Raw genomic sequence first — 14,398 nt, forward strand, 5'->3', positions numbered from 1 at the left:
GTCGTCGTCGTGCCTAGTAGCTGCGGCTGCGGCCGCCCTCGAAGCCCCGCGAGGAGCTGCGCGGCTTGCGCGAGCCGCCGAAGCCGCCGCGGTCGCCACCGGTGCCGCGGTCCTTGCGGAAGCCGCCGCGGTCTCCGCCGAACTCGCGGTCGCCACGGTCTCCGCCGCGCTCGCCGCCACGGCCCGAGTCGAAGCCACGGTCCTTGCGGTAGCCGCCACGGCCGCCGGCGTAGCCGCCGCCCTCGCGGTCGCTGCGCGGCTTGCGCCCGGAATCGAGCTCGAGGTTGATCAGCTCGCCGCCGATCCGCGTGCGGGACAGGGCCTGCCACTGGTCCTGGCTCAGCTCGGCCGGGAGCTCGACGAGGGTGTGGTCGGCGCGGATGTCGATCCCGCCGATCTGGGCGGAGCTGAAGCCGCCCTCGTTCGCCAGGGCGCCGACGATCGAGCCCGGCATCACGCGCTGGCGGCGGCCGACGGCGATGCGGTACGTCGCGTTGCCCTCGGTCAGCGGGCGGGACGGGCCGCGGGAGCCGAAGCCGTCCTTGGCGCCCTTGGACATGCGGGCCTGCTTGGCCGGCGGCACCGGGAGCTCCTCGAGGAGCAGCGGGCGGCCGCCCTGGGCCATGTGCGCCAGCGCCGCGGCGATCTCGACCGCCGTGACGTCGTGGTCGGCCTCGTACTTCTCCACGAGCCCGCGGAAGACGGTCAGGTCCTCGGCGGAAAGGGTCTCGGTGATCCGCTCGGCGAACTTCTCGAGGCGCTTGTCATTGACGGACTCGACGCTCGGAAGGTGCATGAGCTCGACCGGCTGGCGCGTGGCCTTCTCGATCGCGCGCAGCAGGTACTTCTCGCGCGGGGTCATGAACAGGATCGCGTCGCCGGTGCGGCCGGCACGGCCCGTGCGGCCGATGCGGTGCACGTAGGACTCGGTGTCGTGCGGGATGTCGTAGTTCACGACGTGGCTGATGCGCTCCACGTCGAGGCCGCGGGCGGCGACGTCGGTCGCGACGAGGATGTCGATCTTGCCGGCGCGGAGGTTCTCGACGGTGCGCTCACGCTGCTGCTGCGGGATGTCGCCGTTGATCGCGGCGGCGCGGAATCCGCGGGACTTGAGCTTGTCGGCGAGGTCCTCGGTGGCCATCTTGGTGCGCACGAACGCGATGACGCCGTCGAACTCCTCGGCCTCGAGGATGCGGGTCAGGGCATCGAGCTTGTGCGGGCCCATGACCTGGACGTAGCGCTGGCGGATGTTCTTGCCCGTGGTGGTCTTGGACTTGACCGAGACCTCCTGCGGATCGCGCAGGTACTGCTTCGCGATGCGGCGGATCGAGGACGGCATGGTGGCGGAGAAGAGGGCGACCTGCTTCTCTTCCGGGGTGGCCTCGAGGATCTTGTCGACCTCCTCGGCGAAGCCCATGCGCAGCATCTCGTCGGCCTCGTCCAGGACCACGTACTGCAGGCCGGAGAGGTCGAGGGAGCCCTTGTTGATGTGGTCGATCACGCGGCCGGGCGTGCCGACGACGACCTGGGCGCCGCGGCGCAGGCCGTTGAGCTGGGGGCCGTACGGGGAGCCGCCGTAGACGGGCAGGACGGTGAAGTCGCCCATGTGCTTGGCGTAGGAGGTGAAGGCCTCGGCGACCTGGAGCGCGAGCTCGCGGGTCGGGGCGAGGACCAGGACCTGGGTGTTGCGGGCGGGGCCGTTGAGGTCCGCGAGCTCGGCCATCTTGGACAGGGCCGGAATGGCGAACGCGGCGGTCTTGCCGGTGCCGGTCTGGGCCAGGCCCACGACGTCGCGGCCGGAGAGCAGCAGCGGGATGGTGGCGGCCTGGATCGGGGACGGCTTCTCGTAGCCGACGTCGGTCAGCGCGGCCAGGACGCGGCCGTCGATCCCGAGGTCGGTGAAGCGGACGGTCTCCTCCTCCGGGGCGTTCTCGGTGGAGGTGGTGTCGGTCGTGTTTTCGGACATGTCTGAAGACATGGGGATATACCTCATTCATAGGGGCGGATCAGCGTCCGCTCTTTCGAGCGGGATCCGCGGCACATTCGGACTCAACGCCGTAAGTTCCGGTGCTCCCCTATGAAAAACCACCCGCTTGGCGGGTTCACACACGATGAGCTCTTGCCTCAAGAATTGGGCAGGATGCGAGGGAGCCGGAGATCGGCGAACACTTAAGTCTAACGGACGCGCCGCCCCGGGGCCGACCCGGGGCCTGTGCGCTTGCGCACACCGCCGACTCCTACGGGCCCGCGCCCTCCCGGGACGACCCGTGCGGCCGGCGGGCCAGGAGCGCGGGCGGGGCCCCGGCGTCGTCCTGCTACCGCGCCCGGAGCACGTGCCGGGAGCGGGCAAGGATCTTCTCCGGCAGGACCCACTCGCCTCCCTCGTGCCCGGCGAGCAGCCGCCCGGCGTCCTCGGGCGAGGGCCCGGTGAAGAAGCTCCGGACCGTCACCCCGTGCGCGGGGCGGTGCACGACGGCGATGCCGTCCCCCGCACCCGCCTTCCCCTTGCGCACGACCTTCAGGTAGCAGCCCGTGTCGGCGCGCTCCGTGAAGCGGACGACCCACCGCTCCTCCCCCAGCCGGCGGGCGAACGTCGCGCACGGGGTGCGGGGCATCGTGACCTCGAGCTCGGCGGTGCCGATCCGCCACCGTTCGCCGATCACGGCGTCGGAGACGGGCATCCCGGACACACGCAGGTTCTCTCCGAAGAGGCCCGGCTCGATGCCGCGGCCCAGCTCCTCACCCCAGCGGGCGGCTTCCTCCTCCGAGTACGCGTACACGGCCTGGTCTGGCCCTCCGTGGTGGGCCCGGTTCGCCTGCACGTCGGCATGGAGCCCGAGCGGGCCGAACTTCACGGGACCCTCGACCGGGCGCTTGTCGATCGCCGTCACGCCGACCGATCCCCGGTCCGGCAGCAGCTGGTGGACGCGGCAGACGGCCACAAGGCGGCCCGAGTCGAGGGGTTCCATGGGGTCCATGCTAGCGGCGCCCGGTAGGCTGGACGGCGTGAAGAACCTCCCCGGAACATTGCGCGGCGCCGTGTGGTGGTGGGGCGTCCTCGCGGCGGCCTGCCTGGCCCTGTCCGCGGCGACGATCACGAACTTCGAGCTGTCGACGAACGCCGAGCGCGTCGGGCTCGTGACGCTCTCGATCGCCCTCGGCGTCCTGGCGCTGCTGATCGGCTGGGGCGCGTGGCAGCTGGCCCGCGGACTCCTCGCCGGGCGTGGACTCCTGACGACCTTCGGGCTCATCGCGGGGATCCCCCTGCTGATGCGCGGACCCCGCCTCGGCGTCCTCGCCGTCGGCCTCCTGATCGGCGTCCTGCTGCTGTGGCTTCCGCCCAGCATGGCCTACTTCAAGGAGCAGTCCCGCCAGGCCCGCGCGCTGCGCAAGGCCGAACGCCGCCAGGCGCGGCAGGCCCGGGGGCGCTAGCCGGCGCTGTGCGCTGCGCGAACAGTGACGATTTCATCGGGCCATGACAATAAAACGTCATGCCCCAGCTAAAACGTCATGCTTCGGACGATCCTCCCGGCTGGTGACCGGCGGGTAGGGTCGGGATATCCGAACCACTCGAGAGGACCCCGCCATGACCCTGCTCGCCATCACCAACGCCCACGTCGTCCCGATCGAAGGCGAACCCTTCGACGGGACGGTCGTGGTGCGCGACGGCGTCATCGCCGCCGCCGGGCCCGACGCCGCCATCCCGGACGGGTCCGAGGTCCTCGACGCGGGCGGGCAGTGGCTCCTGCCGGGCTTCGTCGACGCCCACGTGCACCTCGGGATGCATCCCGAGGGCGAGGTCGGATCCACCGCGGACGTGAACGAGATGACGGACCCCATCATGGCGGCCGTCCGCGCGATCGACGCCGTGGACCCGTTCGACCCCGGCTTCGACGACGCCCTGGCCGGCGGCGTGACGACCGTGAACGTCAATCCCGGCTCCGGCAATCCGGTCGGCGGGCTCGCCGTGGCGATGCATACCCACGGCCGCTACATCGAGGAGATGGTGTTGCGTTCCCCCAGCGGCCTGAAGTCGGCCCTGGGCGAGAACCCCAAGCGCGTCTACGGGGAGAAGAAGCAGACCCCCTCGACCCGGCTGGGCACGGCGATGGTCATCCGCAAGGCGTTCATCGAGGCCCGGAACTACATGGCCAAGGCGGACCCCGACGCCGTGGACCCGAAGCTCGAGGCGCTCGCGATGGTGCTGCGCGGCGAGATCCCGTGGCGCCAGCACTGCCACCGCGCCGACGACGTGGCCACGGCCCTGCGCCTGGCCGACGAGTTCGGCTACGAGCTGGTCCTGGACCACGGAACGGAGGCGCACGTGCTCGCGGACGTCCTGGCCGAGCGCGGCGTGCCGGTGCTGATCGGCCCGCTGTTCACGACCAAGTCCAAGGTGGAGCTGCGCGGGCGCTCGCTCGCCAATCCGGGCCGGCTCGACGCGGCGGGCGTGGAGATCTCCATCATCACGGACCATCCCGTGATCCCCATCCACTTCCTCGTCCACCAGTGCACGCTCGCGGTGAAGGAGGGCCTGGACCCCGTCGCGGCCCTGCGCTCGATCACCATCAACCCCGCGCGCGTCCTGGGCCTCGCGGAGCGGATCGGCTCGATCGAGGTGGGCAAGGATGCCGACCTGGTGCTGTGGTCCGGGGACCCGTTGGACGTGATGCAGCGGGCGCTGCGCGTCTTCATCGGCGGGCGCCAGGTCATGGAGTACGACGCCGGCGCCCGGCTTCCGCGCGTCGCTCCCCGGACGGCCGCGTAGCCGGGGGCGTGTCCCCCGGGTCGGCCGCGGCCGCGCGGCGGTTCCGGCCGACGCCGGATCTGACGTCCTCCCGTCGGCGAAGCGGCCCGGCGGGGGCCGGGCCGCCCTACAGCCGGGCGAAGGCCTGCTCGAGGTCGGCGATGAGGTCCCCGACGTCCTCGATGCCGCAGGAGAGGCGCAGGAGGTTCTCCGGCACGGCCAGCTCGGTGCCCTTGACGGAGGCGTGGGTCATCTCGGAGGGGTAGTTCATGAGCGACTCGATGCCTCCGAGCGATTCGGCCAGCGTGAAGACGCGCGTGGACTCCGCGACCGCGCGCGCCGCCGCCTCCCCGCCCGCGAACTGGACGGAGACCATGCCGCCGAAGCGCTTCATCTGCGCCTTGGCGAGCTCGTGGCCCGGGTGCTCCGGGAGGCCCGGGAAGAGGACCTTCTCCACCTCGGGGCGGCCCAGGAGCCACTCGGCGACGGCCTGGGCGTTGTCCGAATGGCGGTCCATCCGCACCCCGAGGGTCTTCAGGCCGCGCGTCGTGAGGAAGGCGTCCATCGGCCCGTTCACGGCGCCGGCGGCGAACTGCAGGAAGCCGATCTTCTCGGCCAGGTCCGCGTCCTTGACCACGACCGCCCCGCCGACCACGTCGGAGTGCCCGCCGATGTACTTGGTGGTGGAGTGCACCACGATGTCCGCGCCCAGGTCCAGCGGCTGCTGCAGGTAGGGCGTCGCGAAGGTGTTGTCGACGACCAGGAGGGCCCCGGCGTCGTGCGCGATCTTCGCGACGGCGGCGATGTCGGAGATCTTCATCATGGGGTTCGACGGCGTCTCGAGCCACACGAGGCGGGTCCGGTGCGCGGCGACGGCCGCGGCCGTCGCATCGAGGTCCGCCATGTCGACGGGGGTGTTGCCGATCCCCCACTCGCCGAAGATCCGCGAGATCAGGCGGTAGGTGCCGCCGTACGCGTCGTTGCCGAGCACGATGTGGTCGCCCGGACGGGTCAACGCCCGGATGAGCGAGTCCTCGGCGGCCAGGCCGGAGGCGAAGGTGAAGGCATGGGTGCCGTTCTCGAGCGCGGCGAGCTGCTCCTGGAGCGAGTCGCGCGTCGGGTTGGTGCCGCGCCCGTACTCGTAGCCGTTGCGCAGCCCGCCGATGCCGTCCTGAGCATAGGTCGTGGAGAAGTGCACAGGCGGGACCACGGCCCCGGTATGCGGCTCGAACGCCTGGCCGGCGTGGATGGCACGGGTATTGAATCCCTGGTTCTGGGAGGTCATCGTCGGTCCCTTCAGTGGGTCAGGTAGTTCAGCAGGTCGTGGCGGGTCAGGATGCCGACGGGCTCGCCGTCGCGCGTGACCATGAGCGCCTCGGCGTCCTGGAGCTTGGCGCGCGCGGCGGTCATCCCCTGCTGGGCGCCGATGAGCGGCAGCGGCGCGCCGACGTGGGCGTCGATCGCGTCGGAAAGCGAGGCCTCGCCCTTGAACAGCTTGGAGGTCAGGGTCCGCACGTCGATGCTGCCCACGACCTCACCCAGGCGGACGGGCGGCTCCTTGGACAGCACGGGCAGGCAGGAGACCCCGAACTCGTTCATCACGTCGATCGCGTCCCGCACCGACTCGGCCGGGTGGGTGTGGATCAGGTCGGGCAGCCCGCCGGACTTGGCGCGCAGGGCGTCCTCGACCGTGCCGCCCTCGTGCTCGGCGATGAATCCGTAGGACTTCATCCACTCGTCGTTGAAGATCTTGGCCAGGTAGCCGCGCCCGCCGTCGGGCAGGATGACGACGACGACGGCGTCGGCCGGCAGCTCCCGCGCGATCCGCAGGGCTGCGACGACGGCCATGCCGGAGGAGCCGCCGACGAGCAGGCCCTCCTCCTCGGCGAGGCGGCGCGTCATGGCGAACGCCTCGGCGTCGGTCACGGGCAGGACCTCGTCCGGGACGGAGGGGTCGTAGTTGCCCGGCCACATGTCCTCGCCGACGCCCTCGACGAAGTAGGGCCGGCCGGTGCCGCCGGAGTAGACGGAGCCGTCCGGGTCGGCGCCGATCACGCGCACGGGGCCGCCGGGGCGGTCCGCGGAGACCTCCTTGAGGTAGCGGCCCGTGCCGGTGATGGTGCCACCCGTTCCCGCGCCGATCACGACGTGGGTCACGGCGCCCTCGGTGTCGTTCCAGATCTCCGGGCCCGTGGTCTCGTAGTGGCTGGCCGGGGCGGCCGGGTTGGAGAACTGGTCCGGCTTGTAGGCGCCGGGGATCTCCCGCACGAGCCGGTCGGAGACGCCGTAGTAGGACTCGGGCGAGTCGGGGGCGACGGCGGTCGGGGTCACGACGACGTCGGCGCCGTACGCGCGCAGGACGTCGCGCTTCTCCTCGCCCACCTTGTCCGGGGTGACGAAGACGGTCTTGTAGCCCTTCATCTGGGCCACGAGGGCCAGTCCGACGCCGGTGTTCCCGGAGGTCGGTTCGACGACGGTGCCGCCGGGCTTCAGTTCGCCCGACTTCTCCGCCTCCTCAACCATCTTCAACGCGATCCGGTCCTTGATCGAGCCGCCGGGGTTGAGGTATTCGAGCTTGGCGAGGACGGTGGCCTGGAGGCCTTCGGTGACCTGGTTGAGCTTGACGAGCGGGGTGTTGCCGATCAAGTCGAGGACGGACTGCGCGTATTTCATGCCGTGAACTCTACCGCCGGGCCCCGTCGAAACGGGTACCGGGCGCAACCTCCGTACACACGCACGGCACCCCGCGGCGGCGGATCGTCGGGGGCGGGTGGCACCATGGAAGGATGCGCGCCACCGAGTCCTCCACCGCCCCGGGCCCCGGGGCGTCCGCAGGAGCCGCCGCGCGCCCGCCCGCCGCCCGGGAGCCGGGTGCGGGGGCCGCGCCCGGAGCCGGGAGTCCGCACGGTTCCTGGCGGCCCGGCGGCCCCTACTCCCTCGAGGCGACGCTCGGCGTGCTGCAGCGTGGCATGCATGATCCCTGCGTGCGCGTCGCGGGCGCATCGGCCTGGCTCGCCGTCAACACCGGGTCCGGGGCGGCCTCCCTGCGCCTCGAGCTGCGGCGGGACGACCCGCAGCAGGAACCCGTGGTGGACTGGCAGGCGTGGGGGCCGGGAGCGGACGACGCCGCCGCCACGGTCCCCGCGCTGCTCGGCGCCGGCGACGACTGGAGCGGCTTCGACGACCCGGGCTTCGCCGCGACCCTGCCCCGCCCGGCGCGGGAGGCCCGGAGGCGGAATCGCGGCATCCGGCTCCCTTCGACGGGGCGCGTGTTCGACGCCCTCGTCCCGGTCGTGCTCGAGCAGAAGGTCACGACGATCGAGGCCCGCCACGCGTGGCGCTACCTCGCGGGCCGATTCGGCGACCCCGCCCCGGGGCCCGTGCCGGAGTGGCTGCGTGTCCCGCCCCGGCCCGCGCAGTTGCGGCGCGTGCCCAGCTGGGACTGGCACGCCGCCCGCGTCGACGCCCACCGACGGGACACGATCCTGCGGGCCGCCGCCTCGGCCGCCGGTCTGGACCGGCTCGCCGCCCTGTCCTGCGGGCAGGATCCCGGGCGCCTGCTCCAGACCGTCCCCGGCATCGGCCCCTGGACGGCTGCCGAGGTCCTGCAGCGCACGCACGGCCATCCGGACGCGGTCTCGGTCGGCGACTTCCACCTCGCCGGCTTCGTCGGCCACGCGCTCACGGGCCGGCGGACCGACGACGCCGGAATGCTGCGCCTCCTCGAGCCCTGGGCAGGCCACCGCCAGCGCGTCGTCCGGATGCTCTACCTCTCGGGGATCCGCAAGCCCTCGTTCGGGCCCCGGCTGGCGCCCCTGGACCACCGCAGCCGGTGAGCCGGGCCGTCCCGCTCAGCGCTCGAGGGCACCGAGCGACTCGGCCGCCTCGCGGCGCATCTCGACCTTGCGCACCTTGCCGGAGACCGTCATCGGGAAGGACTCGCGCACCTGCAGGTAGCGGGGGACCTTGTAGTGCGCGATCCGCCCCGCGCAGAACGCCCGCAGCTCCTCGAGGCCGAACGGCTTCGCGCCGTCCTTGAGGATGACGCAGGCCATGAGCTCCTCGCCGTACTTCTCGTCGGGTACGCCGATGACCTGCACGTCGCGGATCGACGGGTGGCCGTAGAGGAACTCCTCGATCTCGCGCGGGGAGATGTTCTCCCCGCCGCGGATCACCATGTCCTTGATGCGGCCCTCGATGCGCACGTAGCCGTCGTCGTCCATCGCGGCGAGGTCGCCCGTGTGCATCCACCCGTCCGCGTCGACCGCCTGGGCCGTCTTCTCCGGATCGTTCCAGTAGCACTTCATCACGGCGTATCCGCGCGTGCAGAGCTCCCCCGTGGTCCCGCGCGGCACCACCACGCCGGTCGCGGGATCCACGATCTTCGACTCGAGCGCCGGCATCGTCCGGCCGACGGTCTGCGTGCGCTTCTCGAGCGAGTCGCCGGCCCGGGTCATCGTGGACACCGGCGAGGTCTCCGTCATGCCGTAGCAGATCGCCACCCCGGACATGTGCATCTCGTCGATCACGCGCTTCATGACCTCGACGGGGCACGGCGAACCGGCCATGACACCCGTGCGGAGCGTCGAGAGGTCGTACTCGGCGAAGTCCGGGAGCGCGAGCTCGGCGATGAACATCGTCGGCACGCCGTAGAGGCTCGTCCCGCCGTGTTCCTGGACGGCCCGCAGGGCCTCGGCGGGCTTGAAGGAGCGGCCCGGCAGGATCGTCGCGGCGCCGTGGGAGAAGGCCGCCAGGTTGCCGATCACCATGCCGAAGCAGTGGAAGAACGGGACGGGCAGCACCACTCGGTCGGACGTCGTGTAGGCGAGGAGCTCGCCGATGTGGAAGCCGTTGTTGAGGATGTTCGCGTGGCTGAGCGTCGCGCCCTTGGGGAATCCCGTGGTGCCCGAGGTGTACTGCAGGTTGATTGCGTCGTCCGGGTCGAGGGATTCCAGGATCGCGTCGAGCCGGGCCTGTTCGACGCCGGCCGCTCCGTCGAGCAGTTGCCGCCAGGTCAGCTCGGGTCCGGTGGGCGCTGCGATCGAGTCCCCGGATGCGGACGACGCCGCCGCGGTGGCCGCATCGGGGTCGTCGGCTTCCGCCGTGCTTGCGTCGCGCACGTCACCGGCGGCGGTGACCGCGCCGGGATCGCCGGTCGCCACGTGGTCACCGAGGCCCGTGTCCGCTCCGGGCTCCGGGAGGAGGACGAGCGCGCGCAGCCCGGGCGCCCCGGCCGCCACCTCGCGGGCCATCGCCGGATAGTCGCTGTTCGCGTCCGCCGGGGCCGCGACGAGCATCGCCATGCCGCACTGCTCCACCACGTAGGCGAGCTCGTGGGTGCGGTAGGCCGGATTGACGTTGACGAGGATGATCCCGGCCTTGGCCGTCGCGTACTGGAGCAGCGTCCACTCGGCGCAGTTCGGGCTCCAGAGGCCCAGGCGGTCGCCCGAGGCCAGCCCCGCGGCCAGGAGGGCGCGGGCGAGGAGCTCGGTGTCGCGGTCCATCGCGGCATAGCTCCAGCGCCGGCCCGTCGAGGCCTCGATGATCGCCGGGGCGTCCGGATGGGTCGCGGCGACCGCCCGGAAATGCGCCCCGATCGTCTGGCGCAGGACGGGGAGCTCCGCATCCCCGGCGGTGTGGGAATCGGTGGCGGCGTAGGCGGCGTGGTGGGTCATGCTCGGCTCCTGTCGGCCCGCTGCTGCGGTGTGACGTGCTCTGTGCGGTGTGACACAGAACATATCAAAGCAGGAGGCGCCTCAAGGGAAGATGGCGGCCCCGGCGGGCCGGGAAGCACGTGGGCGCGGGGAGAGCCTGACTCCCCGCGCCTTCAGATGGTCAGCTCGCAGACTCGGGCGCGGGCGGGGCGGCGATCTGCGCGTGGACCTCGGCCATGTCGATGCCCTTGACGGCCTCGACGAGGTCGTTGAACTGGGTCTGGCCGAGCGCGCCGGGCTGGGAGAACACGAGCACCTTTTCGCGGAAGGCCATGAGCGTCGGGATGGAGGTGATGCCGGCCGCGGCGGCCAGGCCCTGCTCGGCCTCGGTGTCCACCTTGGCGAACGTGATCTCGGGATGCTGTTCGGAAGCCGCCTGGAATACGGGGGCGAACTGACGGCACGGGCCGCACCATTCCGCCCAGAAATCCACGAACACGATGTCGTTCTGCTCGATGGTCTGTGCGAACTCGGCCTCGGTGATGTCGATGGTTGCCATCCTTCCAAGGTAGCGCCTCGACCCGCCCCTGTCGCGCCGAGGGGCCCGGATGTGGAGGAAAGCACGTTGCCGGCTCCCCTCACAGGCGCGCCGCCCACCGCCGATATCCACAGATCCGCCGCACCCCCTGCCGCGCGCCGCGGCCGGTGCCTAGCGTCGAGGGGAAAGGGCAGGCGCCTCACGCCGAGGGAAACGGGAGCGGACGTGCGGGCCGGCTCTCCGGCGACGGGTAGCGGGCGGCGGAGCCCGTGGGCACGGCCGCCCGGCACGGCACCGCTCGTCCCGACGCAGCGGATGGCAACGAGGAACACGACGGAGAAGACGGAGAAGGAGTCACGCATGGCAACGAGCACGCTCTTGGTGATCGTGGAGGGCTCCGGCCTCCGGGACGCGCTGCGGCGCGGGAAGACGGCGGCGGAAGGCTACCTGACCGGGCTGCCTGGTGTGGTCGAAGGCGGCGGCACGCGCCTCACGGCCGTCTCGGGGGCCGCGCGGATCCAGGCCCGGCTCGCCCTCCCCCGCCGGCTCGACGACCCGTCCTCGGCCGCGACCGCCTTCGGCCACGTCCATGCCCTCTGGAAGGACGGCCTCTGGACGACCCCGGGGAGCTGCGGCCCCGCCCCGCCGGACTCCAATGGGGCCACCGCGTGGCAGTGGGCGCACTACGCCGCGCTCGCCTCCGCCGATCCGGAGGCCGTGCTGCTGCTGTGGGAGGCGTACTTCGACGATCTCGCCGGATGGGCCGCCGCCTGACCCGGATGCGCCGCCACGGAGCCCGGACACACCGCCGCCAATCCCAGACGCGCCGCCGCGCCCAGACGCTCCGCCGCCGGGCCCGAATACAATGGGGCGCATGGAACCGCTTTCGGCCGACCAGACGGCCCGACTCATCGAACTCGCCCTGGACCGCGCCCGCGAAGGCGACACGGAGACCCTCCTGGAGTTCTTCGACCACGGGCTCGCGCTCGACGCGCGCGACCCGGGCGGCAACACGGCGCTGATGCTCGCGGCCTACCACGGCCGCGCGGCGACGGTCGAGGCGCTCATCGCCCGCGGAGCCGACGTCGACCTGCGCAACGCCCGCGACCAGTCCCCGATCGCCGGCGCCCTCTTCAAGGGCGAGGACCAGATCGTCAAGGCGCTCCTCGCCGCGGGGGCCGACCTCGACGCAGGCACGCCGAGCGCCCGCGCGACCGCCGAGATGTTCGGCCGCAGCGGCCTCCTCGACGGCTGAAATCCACCCGGAGGCCCATCCCAGCCCAGAAGGACCCCCAACGGAGACGGATACCCACGGAACCGGATCCATGCGGAGCCGGATCCATGTGGAGCCGGATCCATGCGGAGACACGTTCTTAAGGAGACACGTTCGTACGGAGACACGGGAACGCCCGGGCAGCCAGCTGGCTGCCCGGGCGTTCCCGTACTGCGGGGAGGGCGACGACGGGCGGTGGGCCGGGGCTCCCGGGCCGCCGTCCGTCGTCGTACCGTCCAGAACTAGACCGGGGCGTTCTCCGGGTTCGGGTCCTTCTGGCCGAGGCGGCCGGCCGCGAGGTCCTCGATGGCCCGGCGCACGCCCTCGCCGTAGGCCGGATCGGCCTGCGTGCAGTTGTAGATGTGGCGCTCGACGGTGGCCTCCGAGGCGCCGTTGATGGCGCGCGCCGTGTTGGCGAACAGGACTTCCTGCTGCTCACGGCTCATGAGGCGGAACAGATCGCCCGGCTGCTCGTAGTAGTTGGCGTCGTCCGCGCGGAAGTCGTAGCGGTCCGCGTAGTCCCCGCCCACGTTCAGGCCCGGGTGCGCGTACTCCGGCTGCGCCTCGAAGCGGCCGTAGCTGTTCGGGGTGTAGCCCGGGGTCCCGCCCTGGTTGCCGTCCGCCCGGCCCACGCCGTCGCGGTGGTAGGTGTTGACCACCTTGGCGCCGCGCGGGTAGTTGACCGGGATCTGGTGGTGGTTGACGCCCAGGCGGTAGCGGGCGGCATCGCCGTAGGAGAACAGGCGGCCCTGCAGCATGCGGTCCGGGGAGACGCTGACGCCGGGCACCAGGTTCGCCGGGGTGAAGGCGGCCTGCTCGACGTCCTGGAAGTAGTTCTCCGGGTTGCGGTTGAGCTCGAACTCGCCGACCTCGATGAGCGGGTAGTCCTTCTTGGACCAGACCTTGGTGAGGTCGAACGGGTGGAAGCGGTACGTCGCGGCGTCGGCCTCCGGCATGATCTGCACGAAGAACTTCCACTTCGGGAAGTCGCCGCGGTCGATCGCCTCGAAGAGGTCTCGCTGCGAGGACTCGCGGTCGTCGGCCACGAGCTTCGCTGCCTCCTCGTCGGAGAGGTTCTGGATGCCCTGCTGGGTGCGGAAGTGGAACTTGACCCAGAAGCGCTCGTTCTCCTGGTTGATGAAGGAGAAGGTGTGCGAGCCGAAGCCGTGCATGTGGCGGTAGCCGTCCGGGATGCCGCGCTCGGACATCACGATGGTGATCTGGTGCAGCGCCTCGGGGAGGTTGGTCCAGAAGTCCCAGTTGTTCTCGGCGGACCGCAGGTTGGTGCGGGGATCGCGCTTCACGGCGCGGTTCAGGTCCGGGAACTTGTGCGGGTCGCGCAGGAAGAACACGGGGGTGTTGTTGCCGACGACGTCCCAGTTGCCTTCCTCGGTGAAGAAGCGGAGGGCGAAGCCACGGATGTCGCGCTCGGCGTCGGCGGCGCCGCGCTCACCGGCGACGGTGGAGAAGCGGGCGAACATCTCCGTTTGCTTGCCGACTTCGGAGAAGATCGCGGCCTTGGAGTACTTGGTGATGTCCTGGGTCACGGTGAACGTGCCCCAGGCGCCCGAGCCCTTGGCGTGCATGCGGCGCTCGGGGATGACCTCGCGGTCGAAGTGCGCCAGCTTCTCGAGGAACCAGACGTCCTGAAGCAGCATCGGGCCACGCTGGCCGGCGGTGATGGCGTTGTCGTTCTCGGTAACCGGGGCTCCCGCCGCGGTCGTCAACGGCTTGGTGTTGTCCTGGGTCATTTCCTTCGCTCCTTCTGCTAAAGAACCGCTACCGTCCGGCACGAGGGCGGGTCGCTCCGCCCCGCCGTTCGGACGTGACCGGTGGCTTGTGGTGAATCCGCCGGGAAACGTGGCCGCCATCGCTGGCCGCACCGTGCGGAGCGACCCGGAGGGCGGCGCCGTTCCCGGTTCCGATCATGGCACCAGTCAACCACTTTTCTGGAACTATTCCAAATAAGAAAGGGTGCCCTTCCCCGTCCCGGAAACGACGAAGTCCCGTGACCTGGACCCAGGTCACGGGACTTCTTCACGGGTGGCAGATGAGGGATTCGAACCCCCGTAGGCTGTGCCAGCTGATTTACAGTCAGCCCCCTTTGGCCGCTCGGGTAATCTGCCGAACGTTCCGCTGTGGAACGAGTAGATACTCTACCCAAGAAACCCTCCAGAATCGAATCC

At 71.2% G+C, this 14,398-nt stretch carries 12 protein-coding genes and 1 tRNA gene; 5 read left to right on the plus strand and 8 right to left on the minus strand.

What is annotated here, in order from left to right; all coding sequences use genetic code 11:
- Positions 1-13 precede the first annotated feature (13 nt).
- Both AC0QR5_RS08665 and AC0QR5_RS08670 read right to left on the minus strand, forming a co-directional pair.
- Positions 14-1,966 carry a DEAD/DEAH box helicase gene (locus AC0QR5_RS08665; protein ID WP_430633501.1) on the minus strand — a complete coding sequence of 651 codons (1,953 nt, stop codon included), beginning with the start codon at positions 1,964-1,966 and terminating at the stop codon, positions 14-16.
- A gap of 349 nt (positions 1,967-2,315) precedes the next feature.
- A complete protein-coding gene (locus tag AC0QR5_RS08670) occupies positions 2,316-2,969 on the minus strand; it encodes an MOSC domain-containing protein (protein WP_430633500.1) in 654 nt (217 codons plus the stop codon).
- A 37-nt stretch (positions 2,970-3,006) separates the two neighbouring features.
- On the opposite strand from AC0QR5_RS08670, the gene AC0QR5_RS08675 reads away from it, so the two are divergent.
- Together AC0QR5_RS08675 and AC0QR5_RS08680 are read left to right on the plus strand one after the other, a co-directional pair.
- Entirely contained in the window at positions 3,007-3,432 is a 426-nt protein-coding gene (locus tag AC0QR5_RS08675; protein ID WP_430633499.1) for a hypothetical protein, read from the plus strand.
- A gap of 154 nt (positions 3,433-3,586) precedes the next feature.
- Positions 3,587-4,768, plus strand: a complete 1,182-nt coding sequence (locus tag AC0QR5_RS08680; protein WP_430633498.1) for an amidohydrolase — start codon at positions 3,587-3,589, stop codon at positions 4,766-4,768.
- Positions 4,769-4,874: 106 nt separating this feature from the next.
- Here AC0QR5_RS08680 and AC0QR5_RS08685 read toward each other — a convergent pair whose 3' ends face one another.
- The gene (locus tag AC0QR5_RS08685) at positions 4,875-6,032 is read right to left on the minus strand and encodes a cystathionine gamma-synthase (RefSeq protein ID WP_430633497.1); all 1,158 of its coding nucleotides are present in this window, start codon (positions 6,030-6,032) and stop codon (positions 4,875-4,877) included.
- Between the two features lie 11 nt (positions 6,033-6,043).
- Positions 6,044-7,420 carry a cystathionine beta-synthase gene (locus AC0QR5_RS08690; RefSeq protein WP_430633496.1) on the minus strand — a complete coding sequence of 459 codons (1,377 nt, stop codon included), beginning with the start codon at positions 7,418-7,420 and terminating at the stop codon, positions 6,044-6,046.
- Between the two features lie 113 nt (positions 7,421-7,533).
- Between AC0QR5_RS08690 and AC0QR5_RS08695 the strand changes: the two genes are divergently transcribed.
- The gene (locus AC0QR5_RS08695) at positions 7,534-8,583 is read left to right on the plus strand and encodes a DNA-3-methyladenine glycosylase family protein (RefSeq protein WP_430633495.1); all 1,050 of its coding nucleotides are present in this window, start codon (positions 7,534-7,536) and stop codon (positions 8,581-8,583) included.
- A gap of 15 nt (positions 8,584-8,598) precedes the next feature.
- Here AC0QR5_RS08695 and AC0QR5_RS08700 read toward each other — a convergent pair whose 3' ends face one another.
- Positions 8,599-10,422: an AMP-binding protein gene (locus tag AC0QR5_RS08700; protein ID WP_430970698.1), complete on the minus strand. Its 1,824-nt coding sequence runs from the start codon at positions 10,420-10,422 to the stop codon at positions 8,599-8,601.
- Between the two features lie 160 nt (positions 10,423-10,582).
- On the minus strand, positions 10,583-10,960 hold the full coding sequence (trxA, locus tag AC0QR5_RS08705) for a thioredoxin (RefSeq protein ID WP_430633493.1): 378 nt from the start codon (positions 10,958-10,960) through the stop codon (positions 10,583-10,585).
- A 339-nt stretch (positions 10,961-11,299) separates the two neighbouring features.
- Between trxA and AC0QR5_RS08710 the strand changes: the two genes are divergently transcribed.
- Both AC0QR5_RS08710 and AC0QR5_RS08715 read left to right on the plus strand, forming a co-directional pair.
- Entirely contained in the window at positions 11,300-11,713 is a 414-nt protein-coding gene (locus AC0QR5_RS08710; protein WP_430633492.1) for a hypothetical protein, read from the plus strand.
- A gap of 100 nt (positions 11,714-11,813) precedes the next feature.
- Positions 11,814-12,194: an ankyrin repeat domain-containing protein gene (locus tag AC0QR5_RS08715; protein WP_430633491.1), complete on the plus strand. Its 381-nt coding sequence runs from the start codon at positions 11,814-11,816 to the stop codon at positions 12,192-12,194.
- 260 nt (positions 12,195-12,454) lie between these two features.
- Here AC0QR5_RS08715 and AC0QR5_RS08720 read toward each other — a convergent pair whose 3' ends face one another.
- Together AC0QR5_RS08720 and AC0QR5_RS08725 are read right to left on the minus strand one after the other, a co-directional pair.
- Positions 12,455-13,963: a catalase gene (locus AC0QR5_RS08720; protein ID WP_430633490.1), complete on the minus strand. Its 1,509-nt coding sequence runs from the start codon at positions 13,961-13,963 to the stop codon at positions 12,455-12,457.
- Between the two features lie 293 nt (positions 13,964-14,256).
- Positions 14,257-14,338, minus strand: a tRNA-Tyr gene (locus AC0QR5_RS08725).
- Between the last annotated feature and the right edge of the window lie 60 nt (positions 14,339-14,398).

The organism is Arthrobacter sp. J156, from assembly GCF_056172865.1.

Bases quoted from the DNA above. Each gene is read 5' to 3' on its own strand.
- AC0QR5_RS08665 (WP_430633501.1), bottom strand. From the start codon at position 1,966: ATGTCCGAAAACACGACCGACACCACCTCCACCGAGAACGCCCCGGAG.
- AC0QR5_RS08670 (WP_430633500.1), bottom strand. From the start codon at position 2,969: ATGGAACCCCTCGACTCGGGCCGCCTTGTGGCCGTCTGCCGCGTCCAC.
- AC0QR5_RS08680 (WP_430633498.1), top strand. From the start codon at position 3,587: ATGACCCTGCTCGCCATCACCAACGCCCACGTCGTCCCGATCGAAGGC.
- AC0QR5_RS08685 (WP_430633497.1), bottom strand. From the start codon at position 6,032: ATGACCTCCCAGAACCAGGGATTCAATACCCGTGCCATCCACGCCGGC.
- AC0QR5_RS08690 (WP_430633496.1), bottom strand. From the start codon at position 7,420: ATGAAATACGCGCAGTCCGTCCTCGACTTGATCGGCAACACCCCGCTC.
- AC0QR5_RS08695 (WP_430633495.1), top strand. From the start codon at position 7,534: ATGCGCGCCACCGAGTCCTCCACCGCCCCGGGCCCCGGGGCGTCCGCA.
- AC0QR5_RS08700 (WP_430970698.1), bottom strand. From the start codon at position 10,422: ATGACCCACCACGCCGCCTACGCCGCCACCGATTCCCACACCGCCGGG.
- trxA (WP_430633493.1), bottom strand. From the start codon at position 10,960: ATGGCAACCATCGACATCACCGAGGCCGAGTTCGCACAGACCATCGAG.
- AC0QR5_RS08710 (WP_430633492.1), top strand. From the start codon at position 11,300: ATGGCAACGAGCACGCTCTTGGTGATCGTGGAGGGCTCCGGCCTCCGG.
- AC0QR5_RS08715 (WP_430633491.1), top strand. From the start codon at position 11,814: ATGGAACCGCTTTCGGCCGACCAGACGGCCCGACTCATCGAACTCGCC.
- AC0QR5_RS08720 (WP_430633490.1), bottom strand. From the start codon at position 13,963: ATGACCCAGGACAACACCAAGCCGTTGACGACCGCGGCGGGAGCCCCG.